Annotated in this window: 9 protein-coding genes and 1 pseudogene; 7 read left to right on the top strand and 3 right to left on the bottom strand. The window is 72.3% G+C overall.

The annotated features are described in order from the left end of the window. Positions 1-49: 49 nt before the first annotated feature. The 6 genes and pseudogenes from rimO to pspM all read left to right on the top strand — a co-directional run. Positions 50-1,507 (top strand): 30S ribosomal protein S12 methylthiotransferase RimO, encoded by a 1,458-nt coding sequence (gene rimO / locus ACQPZW_RS42695; RefSeq protein WP_433791721.1) that lies wholly within the window; start codon positions 50-52, stop codon positions 1,505-1,507. Continuing rightward, positions 1,504-2,094 (top strand): CDP-diacylglycerol--glycerol-3-phosphate 3-phosphatidyltransferase, encoded by a 591-nt coding sequence (gene pgsA, locus ACQPZW_RS42690; RefSeq protein ID WP_433791720.1) that lies wholly within the window; start codon positions 1,504-1,506, stop codon positions 2,092-2,094. Before rimO ends, pgsA begins: the two co-directional genes overlap by 4 nt. A 260-nt stretch (positions 2,095-2,354) precedes the next feature. Continuing rightward, positions 2,355-2,846 carry a CinA family protein gene (locus tag ACQPZW_RS42685; protein WP_433791719.1) on the top strand — a complete coding sequence of 164 codons (492 nt, stop codon included), beginning with the start codon at positions 2,355-2,357 and terminating at the stop codon, positions 2,844-2,846. A 159-nt stretch (positions 2,847-3,005) separates the two neighbouring features. Then, entirely contained in the window at positions 3,006-3,377 is a 372-nt protein-coding gene (locus ACQPZW_RS42680; protein WP_433791718.1) for a helix-turn-helix domain-containing protein, read from the top strand. Positions 3,378-3,601: 224 nt separating this feature from the next. Further along, positions 3,602-4,462 (top strand): PspA/IM30 family protein, encoded by an 861-nt coding sequence (locus ACQPZW_RS42675; protein ID WP_433791717.1) that lies wholly within the window; start codon positions 3,602-3,604, stop codon positions 4,460-4,462. A 17-nt stretch (positions 4,463-4,479) separates the two neighbouring features. Then, a pseudogene (pspM, locus tag ACQPZW_RS42670) lies at positions 4,480-5,232 on the top strand (phage shock envelope stress response protein PspM); the annotation flags it as partial. 367 nt (positions 5,233-5,599) lie between these two features. Here the strand turns inward: pspM and ACQPZW_RS42665 are convergent. Continuing rightward, entirely contained in the window at positions 5,600-6,388 is a 789-nt protein-coding gene (locus ACQPZW_RS42665) for a zinc finger domain-containing protein (RefSeq protein ID WP_433791716.1), read from the bottom strand. Between the two features lie 336 nt (positions 6,389-6,724). Then, positions 6,725-7,513 (bottom strand): SAM hydrolase/SAM-dependent halogenase family protein, encoded by a 789-nt coding sequence (locus ACQPZW_RS42660; protein ID WP_433791715.1) that lies wholly within the window; start codon positions 7,511-7,513, stop codon positions 6,725-6,727. 73 nt (positions 7,514-7,586) lie between these two features. Here ACQPZW_RS42660 and ACQPZW_RS42655 point away from each other — a divergent pair, with 73 nt between their 5' ends. Next, positions 7,587-8,516 carry an LLM class F420-dependent oxidoreductase gene (locus ACQPZW_RS42655; RefSeq protein ID WP_433791714.1) on the top strand — a complete coding sequence of 310 codons (930 nt, stop codon included), beginning with the start codon at positions 7,587-7,589 and terminating at the stop codon, positions 8,514-8,516. 331 nt (positions 8,517-8,847) lie between these two features. Here ACQPZW_RS42655 and ACQPZW_RS42650 read toward each other — a convergent pair whose 3' ends face one another. Continuing rightward, the gene (locus tag ACQPZW_RS42650; RefSeq protein WP_433797788.1) at positions 8,848-13,389 is read right to left on the bottom strand and encodes an ATP-dependent helicase; all 4,542 of its coding nucleotides are present in this window, start codon (positions 13,387-13,389) and stop codon (positions 8,848-8,850) included. Positions 13,390-13,569 lie beyond the last annotated feature (180 nt).

The following is a 13,569-nucleotide window of genomic DNA, read 5'->3' as shown; positions in this document are numbered from 1 at the left end:
CGGCCGAGCGGAGGAACGACCCACGCCGGCCGCCCGGTAACCTTGTCGGGTGTCTGGAACTCCTCCCACCCGCCGTGTCGCCCTACTGACCCTGGGCTGCGCCCGTAACGAGGTCGACTCGGAAGAGCTGGCCGCCCGCCTCGACGCCGGCGGCTGGGAGGTCGGCACCGATGCCGAGGGCGCCGACGTCGTCGTCGTCAACACCTGCGGCTTCGTCGAGAAGGCCAAGCAGGACTCGATCGACACGCTGCTCGCCGCGGCCGACACCGGCGCCAAGGTGGTCGCCGCCGGCTGCATGGCCGAGCGGTACGGCAAGGAGCTCGCCGAGAACCTCCCCGAGGCCAACGCGGTGCTCGGCTTCGACGACTACACCGACATCACCGACCGGCTGGAGAGCGTGCTGCGCGGCGAGAGCCACGTCTCGCACGTTCCGCGTGACCGCCGCGAGCTGCTTCCGATCACGCCGGTCGAGCGGCATGCCACCAAGGTCGTGGTGCCGGGCCACGCCACCGTCGACGAGCACACCCCGGCCCACCTGCGCAAGGTGCTGCGCCGCCGGCTCGACAGCGGCCCGGTCGCCTCCCTCAAGCTGGCCAGCGGCTGCGACCGGCGCTGCGCGTTCTGCGCCATCCCGGCCTTCCGCGGCGCCTTCGTCTCCCGCGACCCGCAGGAGCTGCTCGCCGAGGCCGAGTGGCTGGCCAAGTCCGGCGTCCGCGAGCTGGTGCTGGTCAGTGAGAACAGCACGTCCTACGGCAAGGACCTGGGCGACCCGCGCCTGCTGGAGAAACTGCTGCCGCAGCTGGCCGCGGTCGACGGCATCGTCCGGGTCCGGGCCAGCTACCTCCAGCCCGCCGAGACCCGCCCCGGCCTGGTCGAGGCGATCGCCACCACGCCCGGTGTGGCCGCCTACTACGACCTCTCCTTCCAGCACTCCAGCGAGCCGGTGCTGCGCCGGATGCGGCGGTTCGGCTCCACCGACCGCTTCCTCGAGCTGCTCGACTCGGCCCGCAAGCTGTCCCCGGCGGCGGGCGCCCGGAGCAACTTCATCGTCGGTTTCCCCGGCGAGACCAAGCAGGACGTCGACGAGCTGATCCGCTTCCTCACCGAGGCGCGCCTCGACGCCATCGGCGTCTTCGACTACAGCGACGAGGACGGCACCGAGGCCGCGGGCCTGTCCGGCAAGCTGAGCGAGGCGACGATCAAGCGGCGGTACGCGAAGGTGGTCGCCCTCGCCGAGGAGCTCTGCGCCCAGCGGGCCGAGGACCGGCTCGGCGAGACCGTCGAGGTCCTGGTCGACTCGATCGACGACGGCGAGATCGAGGGGCGCGCCGAGCACCAGGCCCCCGAGGTCGACGGCTCCACCACCCTCGTCGCCGGTGCCGACGGGGTCGACCTGACGATGCTCCGCCCCGGAGACCTGGTCCGCGCCCGCGTCACCGGCACCGAGGGAGTGGACCTGATCGCGGTGCCGACGGAGATGATCTCGGCAGCCCCGGTGACCCGGTGACCGACGAGCCGGTCCCCGCGCCTCGCGTGGTGTCGCTCTACAACGCGGCCAACGCGCTGACCGTGGTCCGGATCGTGCTGATACCGGTCTTCCTCGTCCTGGTCGTCGCCTCCGAGATGACGGATCCGGACTGGCGGATCGCCGCGTGCCTCGCATTCGGCATCGCCTCGGCCACCGACTTCGCGGACGGCTGGATCGCCCGGCGATGGCATCTGGTCACCTCGTTCGGCAAGGTCGCCGACCCGATCGCGGACAAGGCGCTCACCGGCACCGCCCTGGTCCTGCTCTCCCTCTACGGCCCGCTGTCGTGGTGGGTGACCGCGATCATCCTGATCCGTGAGTGGGGCGTTACCGCTCTCCGCTTCTGGGTCATCCGGTACGGCATCATCCCCGCCTCCCGGGGTGGCAAGCTCAAGACGGGGCTGCAGACCGTCGCCATCGCCTGGTATTTGTGGCCGGTGCCGGAGCCCTACCATCTCGTCGGTGTCGTGCTGATGGGCGCCGCCCTGGTGGTCACCGTGGTCACCGGCGCCGACTACGTCCTGCAGGCTCTGAGGCTGCGGCGAGGCGCCCGGCCGGAGGTTTGATCGTGGCCGGACGGGGTTTACAACACGCCGTCCGTAGGTCCCCGCAGTGCGTTCGGCTCGGGCTTGCAGTGGGTTCGCCTCGGGCTGGCAGCGGTGCCGCCTCTGGCTCGCAGCGGTGCCGGCTCGGGCTCGTAGTGCGGTCACTGCCGGCTTGTGGCCGCGTGCGGCCTCGGCTCGCGGCGCATCGAGCGTCGGCGGGCGGCGCGGTCGGGTTGGCTCGCGGTTGGTCCGGTCTTGGTTTCACGGTGACAGGAGGTCCGATGGAGATGTCCGTGGCGGCCGCCGCGGCGGTGCACGCGCTCGTCGAGCGGCGGGAGACCCTGGCGAGTGCCGAGTCGCTCACCGGTGGGCTGGTGGCCGCGACCATCGTCGAGATCCCCGGGGTGAGCGCGGTCTTCCGCGGCGGCCTCGTGGTGTATGCGACCGATCTCAAGGCGCGCCTCGCCGGGGTGCCGGAGGAGCTGCTGGCCGAGCGTGGCCCGGTCGACGGCGATGTGGCCGCCGCTCTCGCCGAGGGCGTCCGGGACCGCTGTGGCGCCGATTGGGGCCTGGCCACCACCGGAGTCGCCGGCCCGGAGCCGCAGGACGGCAAGCCGGTCGGGCTCGTCTATGTGGCGGTCGCCGGCCGATCCGGGTCCACGGTGCGCGAGCTGAAACTCGACGGTAACCGCGAGGCCGTCCGAACCGAAAGTGTGACGGCCGTCCTGCAATTGCTCACCGACTCTCTCCGGCAGTCATCACCGCGTCTCTGAGCTGGGATTATCTCCGATGAAGCGCCGGTTGTCCGGTTCGGCGGCGGTCCGGCCGGCCCGGGAATTCGGCGGGGCGGGATGTCGCCGCGGCCAACGCCAGGTACGGTTGCGGGAAGCCTCCGGCGTCGGCCGGCGGCCCCGCCCGCAGGAGGAGGTGCCATGGTCCTGCTACGCCGCGTTATCGGCGACGCTCTTCGTGCGCGCCGGCAGGGGCAGCACCGCACGCTGCGCGAGGTGTCGACCGCCGCAAATGTCAGTCTGGGCTATCTGTCCGAGATCGAGCGTGGGCAGAAAGAGGCGTCCAGCGAGCTTCTCGCCGCCATCTGCGACGCCCTCGGCGCCCGGCTCTCCGAGTTGCTCAGTGAGGTCAGCAACACGCTGGCCCTCGCGGAGAACATGGAGGGTGTGCTCGTCCCGATCGACGACAAGGCATCCGGAGACGTCTCCGTCTCGGTGCGCCAGGAGTCGCCACTGAAGGCGACGCTGCACGCGACCCGTAAGCCGAAGCGGGACATCGTCTACGCCGCCTGATCATGAATACGTCTGTGCCGGGCCGCTCCATGGGAGCGGTCCGGCCTGTTTCGTGCCCTGCCATGGGGCGTCAGGGGAGCGTAGCCTCGATGCCAGGGGAGACCCTGAGATCCCCGGAGGACACGTGACGCCGCTGGCGTCCGGCTGTCACGATGGGTTTCGCGTCACCGGTTCAAACTGCGGTGACGCGTCCGACGGAGCGACATTTGAGGGGACACCACGAGATGGCGAATCCGTTCGTCAAGGGCTGGCATTACGTGATGGCGCTCTTCGGCGCGAAGATCGACGAATACGCCGACCCGAAGGTCCAGATCCAGCAGGCCATCGAGGACGCCCAGCGCCAGCACCAGGCGCTCGTGCAGCAGGCTGCGGCCGTCATCGGCAACCAGCGGCAGCTCGAGATGAAGCTGTCCCGGCAGATGTCCGAGGTCGAGAAGCTGCAGGGCATGGCACGGCAGGCCCTGGTGCTCGCCGACCGGGCCCGCGCCGCCGGTGACGAGTCCGAGGCGCAGAAGTATGAGCAGACCGCGCAGACCCTGGCCACCCAGTTGGTCGCCGGCGAGCAGTCGATGGAGGATCTGAAGACCCTCCACGACCAGGCTCTCGGCGCCGCCGGCCAGGCCCGCAAGGCGGTCGAGAACAACGCGATGCTCCTGCAGCAGCGCATCGCCGAGCGGTCGCGCCTGCTCAGCCAGCTCGAGCAGGCCAAGATGCAGGAGACCGTGGCCAAGTCGCTCGAGTCGATGTCGCAGCTTGCCGCGCCGGGTAACACCCCGTCGCTGGACCAGGTGCGCGACAAGATCGAGCAGCGGTATGCGAATGCGATGGGCCGGGCCGAGCTGGCCTCCAACTCGGTCGAGGGCCGCATGCTGGAGGTGCAGAAGTCCAGCCTGGATCTGGCCGGCGCGTCCCGTCTGGAGCAGATCCGCTCCAGCATGGCGGGCGAGAAACTGGGCGGCGCCACCGCTCAGCCGGCCGTCGAGCAGCCCGCCACTCCGGCCGCCGACGCGGCGGGCGTGGCCCGTCTCGACGAGATCCGCGCCAGCCTCAACCAGAAGCGCGGCGACACCACCGCGGCCGGCTGACCGGCCCGGTAAGGACGATGGGAGCGACGGTGGACGAGCGGGCCAGGTACTTCCGGCGGCTCAAGCGGCTGCGGGGTTCGGCGCGGCGGTGGAGCGTGCTGGGTGGTGGCCTGACCGCGGCGGCAGCCGTCCTCACACCCTATGCGGGGATCGGCGCCGGCGACGCGGGCTGGGCGGCCGCGGCCGGAGCATCTGCCGTCCTCGCGGTGTGGCGGTGGAAAGACCATCGTGAGCTCGCCGCCACACCGGCACCCCCGCCCTCGATCCCCGAGGACAAGCTCAGCAAGGCCCTGCAGCGGTTCCCGGCCGGGCAGACGGTGCTGCGCGAGGTGCGGCGCCAGCGCAGCCGCTATGCGCTGCGCGGCTCGGCGATCGCCGACGCGTGGGACCGCCTCGACCGTGCCTCGCAGGCCATGGTCGGGCTGGCCGGTCGGCTCACCGGTGCCGGGGAGACCGCGATGCTGGAGGCGGCCACCGCCGAGCAGTGGCTGCGTGACCTGGGTCAGCGGGTGGCGAGCGTCGAGCGGGCCATCCCCTTGGCGCAGCCCGGTCAGCGGGATGCGCTCGTCGAGTCGCACGCCGGGCTGGCCGAGCAGTTCACCGAGGGCGTCGAGGCGTATGAGCAGTTGGTCGCGGCGGCCGCCGGTTACGTCGCGGAAGACGGGCATCCGGTCGCGGAGAGCCGCCATCCGGCGTATTTCGGCCTTGTCGACGCGGCCGACCGCCTTCGTGGCATAGCCGAGGGCCTGGCCGAGCTGCGGACCACCGAGTTGCGTATGCCGTCGGGCTTCTCGGCTGCCCCACCCTCGGCCGCCGCGCGACCACCGGCCTCCGCGCCGTCGCCGTCGCCGTCGCCGTCCGCACCTTCGGCCTCCGGGCCGTCGCCGTCCGTGCCTTCGGTAGCCGCGCGACCACCGGCCGCCGCGCCGTGGCCGTCCGCACCCCCGGCCGCCGCGCCGCAGCCCTCCGCACCGAAGCAGGCGGAGCCCGATCTCGGGGAGCTGTCCGAGGCCCGGACAACGAAGTTCCGGACGCCACCCGGTTCGCGGTCCACCGCCGCGGGCTGATCACTGCGGTGTGAATCGGCTGGCTCCGGGCAGGTGGCTGCAGGTTCGCCGTAGTGGGCCGGGGCGGCGTTCAGGGCTCCGGCTGGCAGCGCGGGCACCAGTAGGTGACGCGCTCATCCTGTTCGGCTTTGCGGATCGCCGTGCCGCACCGGCGGCACGGCTGGGCGCGCCGGCCGTACACATAGCTGGTCTCGCCCTTGCGTAGCGAACCGGTGGTCGTCTGTGTCCAGCGGCCGCGGTTCGATGCCACCAGTTTTTGAGCCATCGTGACCGTTCCGGTGAGGTCGGTCACAGCGGCGACCGGCGTCCACGGCCACAGGCCACGCAAGAACAGCGTCTCCGCCTTGTACAGGTTGCCCACCCCGGCGAGATTGCGCTGATCGAGCAACGCCTCGGCGATCGTGGCCGACGGGCTCGCGGAGATCCGCCGGACCGCTTCGGCCGGATCCCAGTCCGCCCCCAGCAGGTCCGGTCCGAGATGGCCGACGAGCGACTCCTCCCCGGCCGTCGGCAGAAGCGTGATCTCGTGCAGGTGGTAGCCCACGGCGACCGACCGGGCCGAGCGCAGCACCACCCGGATCAGGTGCGCGGGGCGGCCGGTCCAGCGTTCCCCGGGACCGTAAGACCGCCAGGCGCCGTCCATCCGCAGATGTGAGTGGAGCGTGTGCGGCGGCCGGCCCTCCCGGGTCAGGCGCAGCAGCAGATGCTTGCCGCGACTGGCCGACTCGGCGACCGTCCAGCCGGTCAGATCGGTGGTGGCCAGCCGGGGCACCCGGAAGTCGGAACCGGTCAAAATCTCCCCGGTCAGCGCCTTCTCCAGCACGCGGGCGGTGTTCCAGACGGTGTCCCCTTCCGGCATGGCCTCATTCTTCCCCCGGCCGCCCGCTTCAGTCCTACCCGTTGCGGCGGCCTGCTGCCGTTCCGCCTTCCGTGCCTCCAGGCCCTGCCGCCGTTCCGCCTTCCGTGCCTCTCGGCCCTGCCGTCGTTGCCCATCCCGGGCGTCGCGGATTCTTGTGAGCGCGAGCGTCGTGGTTCCTGGGGAGCGCGGGCGTCGCGGATTATTGTGAGCGGGGGCGGGCGCCTGGGGTAACGGTGTGGGGCATGCATGAGCCGTCGGCGGGGGACGGTCGGGAGGGCACGCCCCGGCCGTCCGCCGGGAGCCGCGGGACTCTTCGTGGCCGTACCGTAAAAGCTTCTAGCGGGCGGCGATGCGGACCGTGTCGCCGGGGATCACCGAGAGGAGCACCACGGCCCGGCCGTTGTTGACCGCGATGGCGACGCGGTCGGCGGAGTCGGCGAAGACGAGGAGCTCGCCCACGTTGACGTCGGCGAACGTGGTGCCGCGGCGGGCGCGGACACCGTCGTTCACCAGCAGTTCGGAGCCGAGGCCGGAGAGCGCCGAGCCGTCCGCGGCGAGTTGCACGTTGCCGAACCGGTCGACGGTGAGCACCTCGGCCTCGATCCAGCCGTCGCCGATCGTGACGCTCGGGTCGGGCAGACGGGTCAGATCGGACGGATCGACCGCGGGGCCGGCCTCCTCGGGCGCCGCGCCTAGCGCCAGCCGGGCCGCCGCCGGAGCAAAGACGTCGCGGCCGTGGAAGGTGCGGGACACACTGCCGATGACCCAGTCCTTGTTGTCCAGCTCGTAGGCCGCCGTGACGCCGCCGAGCGCTTCGGCCGCCCAGATCAGCAGGCCGTTGTCGGGGCCGACGAGCAGCCCGTTCGGTGTGGTCAGCACGACGCCGCGGCGGGCCGTGCCGACACCCGGGTCGACGACCGCGAGGTGCACCGAGGCCGGCAGGTGCGGCGCCGTCTGCGCCAGAACGGCCGCGCCCCGCGCGACGTCGGCGGGCGGCACGTGATGAGTGACGTCGATCACTTTGACGTCGGGGGCGACGCGGGCGATCGAGCCATGGCAAGCGGCGACAAAGCCGTCAAAGGTGCCATAATCGGTCGTGAAGCTGATCCATCCATAACCGGCCATGGTGGCCAACGTTACTGCCTGTCGACCATCGATCTACGGCTGGCGCGCCGGGCTGTCGTGGCAGTGTTGAGCCATGCGTCTCGTGATCTTCACCGAACCCCAGCAGGGCGCCACCCACGACGATCTCCTGCGGGTCGCCAAGGCCGCCGAGGACGGCGGATACGACGGGTTCTTCCGTTCCGACCACTACCTCAAGATGGGCGACGGGTCCGGGCTGCCCGGCCCCACCGACGCCTGGATCACCCTCGCCGCGCTGGCCGTGCAGACCTCCCGGATCCGGCTCGGCACGCTCGTCAGCTCGGCCACGTTCCGGCTGCCAGGGCCGCTCGCGATCGCCGTCGCCCAGGTCGACGCGATGAGTGGTGGGCGGGTCGAGTTCGGCCTCGGTGGCGGCTGGTTCGAGGGCGAGCACACGGCGTACGGCATCCCGTTCCCGCCCGTCAGTGAGCGCTTCGACCGCCTCGAGGAACAGCTGGAGATCATCACCGGTCTGTGGGCGGCCCCGGTCGGCTCCACCTACGACTTCGACGGCAAGCACTACCGGGTCGCCGACTCGCCCGCGCTGCCCAAGCCGGTCCAGTCGCCGCGGGTGCCCGTCATCGTCGGGGGGCACGGCAAGAAGCGCACCCCGTACCTGGCCGCCCGCTACGCCACTGAGTTCAACGTGCCCTTCTCCAAGATCGAGGACATTCCGGCGCAGTACGGGCGGGTCCGTGCCGCCGCAGAGGCTCTAGGCCGCACCGAGCCGCTCACCTACTCGGCCGCCGCCGTCCTCTGCGTCGGCCGCGACGACGCCGAAGTCAACCGGCGCGCCGCCACGATCGGTCGCGAACCCGACGAGATGCGTGCCAACGGTGGCATCGTCGGAACGCCCGCCGAGGCCGTCGAAACCATCAAGCGGTACGCCGAAGCCGGCGCCTCCCGCCTGTTCCTCCAGGTGCTCGACCTGTCCGACCTGGACCACATCGACCTGGTCGCCTCCGAAGTCGCGCCGAAGCTCTGACCTCGCGGTCCGGGGTGCGATCGGTCCCACCGGCCCGATCCGTCCCGGTCCCGTCGCGCGCCGGTAGCCCCGTGCCCGTCATCATGGGCCGGTCATCCCGTGTCCGTTGTCCCGTGCCCGCCATCGTGGGCGGTCTCTCTTCTTCGGCTCGCGGTGCCGCGGAGGCGTGAGGTGCGGGCGCGGTAAGGCCTGGGCCGCACAGTCGCACCACCCGCGCGGCTTCAGCCTCGTGGGTGGTGCTGGTTCGTGGTGGTGCCGGGTCCCGGCCGCGACGGCGGCACGGAGCGCGGCGTGCCGCGGCCCGCGCTGTGGGCCTGGTGTGTGACCCGAGTCAGGCGCGGAGGCGGAGACCCCGTGGGGTGGTGCGGAACCCGGCCGTCGTCAACGCGTCTCGCAACGGGGACGTGTGTACCGACTCGCCGTCGGCTCGTTCGACGGACATGGCGCCGAGCGCGCCGGACCGCACGGCCCCGGCGAGGCCGTGAGCGCCGTGGGTGAGCAGCTCCGGGTCGTCGGTGAAGGACAGCAGGGTCCGGCCGCCACGTTCGACGTAGAGGACCAGGTCGCCGCCGGCCAGCACGACCAGGGCGCCCGCCTTTCGGCCGGCTCGGTGGCCGGCTTTGGCGACCGGCTCCCCGTCGCCGCTGTCCACGATGCGATCCGGCCAGGGCAGCGCCGCCCCGTAAGGGTTGGCCGGGTCGGTCGCCGCCAGCACCACCGCCGGTGGACCGCCGCCCCGTCTCTCCTCGTCCGGTTCGTTCAGCGCGCGCAACCGGTCCACGGCCCCCGGCACCGCGAACTGTGCCGCGCCGAGCCCCTCGACGAAGTAGCCGCGCCGGGCCGCCCCACGCTCCTCCAGTGCCGCCAACACCGGATAGACGGCAGCGAACCCGCCGCTCACCCCCTCGGCGATGGCAGCGCCCCTGGTCACCACCCCGTGCCGTTCGAGCAGGACGTCGGCGACGGCCGCGGCCCGGCGGGTCGGGTCGAGATCGCGGTCGGGAAGGCGGGACCAGCGGCCCGCCATGTTCGGCGGCCCACCCCGGGCGGGCATATGTGGTCGTCCGGGCCGTCGGTACCGGGAACGGGCCGGCGTCGCTTTCGCCCGGTGCGCGCCGCTCCCGCCGAGCATGGCCCGCAACGGCGCGAAGGTGTCGTTGGTCAGATGACCGGCCCACACCAGGTCCCACACCGCCGCCGCCAGCTCGGTGTCGTCGGTCGAGCCGACTCGGTCGGAGAGCGACCGGAAGAACAGCGCCTGGCCACCCTCGAGCGCGTCGAGCACCGTCTGGTGCAGCGGCGTGGCCGCGAAATCGTCGTCGGGCGGTGGCAGCAGCAACGGCGCGCTCTCCGCGTAGGCCAGCGTCACCCACCCGTCGCCGCCGGAGATCGACCCGGAGCCGGCCCAGAGCACCTCACCGGACGCGCACAGCTCGTCCAGTTGCGGTGCCGCGTAGTCGCCGACCCGGGCGGGCAGCACCAGTCGCTCCCACGCGGACGCCGGCACCGCGACGCCCTGGATCTGCTCGATCGCGGCGGCCAGCGCGTCCACCCCGCGGGCGTTCCCGCCGACCTGTTGCCAGCGTGGCAGGAAGGTGGCCAGCACCCGCGGTGGGACCGGCTCGATCTCCCGGCGCAGCGCCGCCAGCGAGCGCCGGCGCAGCATCCGCAGCACCTCGGCGTCGCACCACTCGGTGCCGGCTCCGCCGGGGGAGAACTCACCGGACGTGACCCGACCGGTCGCGCTGAGCCGTTTCAGCGCCTGCTCGACCACGAACACCCCGAGGCCGAACCGGGCCGCGCAGGTCGCCGCCGCGAACGGCCCGTGCGTCCGGGCGTAGCGGGCGACCAGGTCACCGAGGGGATCGGCGACCGGCTCCAGATAGGCCTCCGCAATACCGACCGGCAGCGCCACCCCGAGCGCGTCACGGTAGCGCCCGGCATCGTCGATGCCGATCCACCGGTCCTCACCGGCGACCCGCACTCGGACCGCACGCCGGGCCGCCGCCAGGGCATCCACCCACTCCTCGGGCGCACCCCGCACGGCCAGCTCGTCCGGCGACAGATCACCGAGGAGCCGGAGCAGCTCGGCCGCGTCCTCGGCGTCCCGTGGGGTGCGCTGGGTGGTGAGCCACTGCAGTTGCGCCTCGGTCTCGGCCACCACCTCCGGATCGAGCAGCTCGCGCAGGTCGACCCGGCCGAGCAGCTCCCCCAGCAGCGTCGAGTCGAGGGTCAGCGCGGCGGCCCTGCGCTCGGCCAGCGGCGCGTCACCCTCGTAGAGGAACGCGCCCACGTAGCCGAAGAGCAGTGACCGGGCGAACGGCGACGGCCGTGAGGTCTCCGCCTCGACCAGCCGGACCTTACGACCGGAGATCTCCCGCATCAGGCCGGTCAGCCCGGGCACGTCGAAGACGTCCTGTAGGCACTCGCGGGCCGCCTCCAGCGTGACCGGGAAGTCGGCGAACTCACGGGCCACGTCGAGCAGCTGGGCCGAGCGCTGTCGTTGCTGCCACAGCGGCTGACGGCGGCGTGGGTCACGGCGGGGCAGCAGCAGCGAACGGGCGGCACACTCCCGGAATCGGGACGCGAACAGCGCGGACGTGCCGACCGACTCCTCCACCAGCTGCACGATCTCCTCCGGGTCGAAGGCGATCAGCTCGGCGCCGGGTGGCTCGTCCGCGGTGTCCGGCAGGCGCACCACGATGCCGTCGTCGGAGGGCATCACCTGACCGTCCACCCCATACCGCTCGGAGAGCCGCCGCGCGATCGCCAGCGCCCACGGCGCGTTGACCTTGGCGCCGAGCACACAGTGCACGGTCATCCGCCAGTCGCCCAGCTCGTCACGGAACCGCTCGACCACGATCGTCCGGTCGTCGGGCAGGTGGCGGGTCGACTCGCGTTGCTCCCGCAGATACGCCATGAGGTTGCCGGCCGCCCACTCGTCCAGCCCGGACTTCCGCAGCGTGGCGGTCGCTGCCTCGTCACCTGCCTTGACCAGCGAACGCAGCCGGGCGCCGATGGCCCGGCCCAGCTCGATCGGGCGGCCGGGCGAGTCACCCTTCCAGAACGGCATCCGGGCCGGCGCGCCCGGGGCGGGGGACACCAGCACCCGGTCGGGGGTGATGTCCTCGATCCGCCAGGACGTCGACCCGAGCAGGAACACATCGCCGACGCGCGACTCGTAGACCATCTCCTCGTCGAGCTCACCCACCCGCGAGGCACGCTCCGAGCCGGCCAGGAAGACGCCGAACGTGCCGCGGTCGGGAATCGTCCCCCCGCTGGTCACGGCGAGACGCTGGGCGCCCGGACGGCCGGTGAGCACGTCGGTGGCCCGATCCCAGACCAGGCGTGGCCGGAGCTCGGCGAAGGCTGTCGACGGATAGCGGCCGGACAGCATGTCGAGCACGGCGTGCAGCGCCGACGACGGCAGCTCGGCGAACGGAGCGGCCCGCCGGACCAGCGTCGCCAGGTCGTCGACCTGCCACTCGTCGAGGGCGGTCATCGCGACGATCTGCTGGGCCAGCACGTCCAGCGGGTTGCGGGGACAGTGCAGCTCCTCGATCGCGCCGTCACCCATCCGCTCCGCAACGACGGCGCAGGACAGCAGGTCGCCGCGGTGCTTGGGGAAGACCACGCCACGCGACACCGCACCGACCTGGTGCCCGGCCCGGCCGATGCGCTGCAGACCGGCCGCGACCGACGGCGGCGCCTCGATCTGCACCACCAGATCGACCGCGCCCATGTCGATGCCGAGCTCCAGGCTGGACGTGGCCACCACGGCCGGGAGCCGACCCGATTTCAGCGCCTCCTCGATCTGCTTGCGCTCCTCCCGGGAGACGCTGCCGTGGTGGGCGCGGGCCACCAAGGGCGGTGCGCCGCGGGTGCCGCCGGCCTGTGCCATGATCTCCGCCGGGGCTCGCGACCCCGCCGGGACCTGCGTCGACTCCGGATCGGCGCGCTCGGCGGCCAGCTCGTTGAGGCGGGCGCAGAGCCGCTCGGACCCACGCCGTGAATTCGTGAAGACGATCGTCGAACGGTGCGCCTCGATCAGATCGAGAACCCGCTCCTCGACGGCCGGCCAGATCGACGGGGTGTGCCGGCCGGCGCCCGGATCGTCCTGACCGGAGGCGGGCGCCTCGTCGAGCCTGGTCATGTCCTCGACCGGGACCTCGACGGTCACCTCGATCGTCTTGGCGCTGCGTGGCTGAACGATCTCGACATCCTGCGCGCCGCCGAGGAACCGCGCGGTCTCGTCGATCGGCCGGACGGTCGCGGACAGGCCCACCCGCTGAGCCGGGCGCTCGAGCAGAGCGTCCAGTCGCTCCAGGGACAGCGCCAGGTGCGCGCCACGCTTCGTCGCGGCGACCGCGTGCACCTCGTCGAGGATCACCGTCTGGACGCCGCGCAGCGAATCGCGCGCGGCCGAGGTGAGCAGCAGGAACAGCGACTCCGGCGTGGTGATCAGGATGTCCGGCGGGGTGCGCGCGAAACCGCGCCGCTCCTCGGCCGGGGTGTCGCCGGTGCGCATGCCGACGGTGATCTCCGGTGGGGGCAGACCGAGCCGGCCGGCCGCCTGCCGGATGCCTGTCAACGGCGCCCGCAGGTTGCGCTCCACGTCGACCGCCAGCGCCTTCAGCGGGCTCACATAGAGCACCCGGCAACGCTGCCTGACCTGCTCGGGAGCCGGCTCACGGGACAACCGGTCCAGCGACCAGAGGAAGGCCGCCAGCGTCTTGCCCGACCCCGTCGGCGCGACCACCAGGGCGTTGCGCCCCGCACCGATCGCCCTCCACGCCCCGGCCTGAGCGGGGGTGGGCGCGGCGAAGGCGGCCCTGAACCACTCCCGGGTGGCCGGTCCGAACCTCTCCAGCACGTCTTCCACGCCTCACATCCTGCCTCGGGGGTATGACAGAAAACCGGGGCGCGGACGCGCCGACGGCGAGAGGTTTCCCGGTTCGGCCGGTCCGATCACCTTTTGCTTCTTCGGATGTACGCCGTACCGCTCCGGTTGGTGACCATTCGCACGGTGCGTGGGCCCCGTGGCTGCCTCTTG

Origin of the sequence: Actinoplanes sp. CA-252034 (assembly GCF_050956125.1) — a bacterium.
In the GTDB taxonomy this organism is placed as follows: domain Bacteria; phylum Actinomycetota; class Actinomycetes; order Mycobacteriales; family Micromonosporaceae; genus Actinoplanes.
Note: the sequence above shows the minus strand (reverse complement) of the source record. Positions and strands in the feature narration are given on the sequence as shown.

Bases quoted from the DNA above. Each gene is read 5' to 3' on its own strand.
- ACQPZW_RS42685 (WP_433791719.1), top strand. From the start codon at position 2,355: ATGGAGATGTCCGTGGCGGCCGCCGCGGCGGTGCACGCGCTCGTCGAG.
- ACQPZW_RS42680 (WP_433791718.1), top strand. From the start codon at position 3,006: ATGGTCCTGCTACGCCGCGTTATCGGCGACGCTCTTCGTGCGCGCCGG.
- ACQPZW_RS42675 (WP_433791717.1), top strand. From the start codon at position 3,602: ATGGCGAATCCGTTCGTCAAGGGCTGGCATTACGTGATGGCGCTCTTC.
- ACQPZW_RS42665 (WP_433791716.1), bottom strand. From the start codon at position 6,388: ATGCCGGAAGGGGACACCGTCTGGAACACCGCCCGCGTGCTGGAGAAG.
- ACQPZW_RS42660 (WP_433791715.1), bottom strand. From the start codon at position 7,513: ATGGCCGGTTATGGATGGATCAGCTTCACGACCGATTATGGCACCTTT.
- ACQPZW_RS42655 (WP_433791714.1), top strand. From the start codon at position 7,587: ATGCGTCTCGTGATCTTCACCGAACCCCAGCAGGGCGCCACCCACGAC.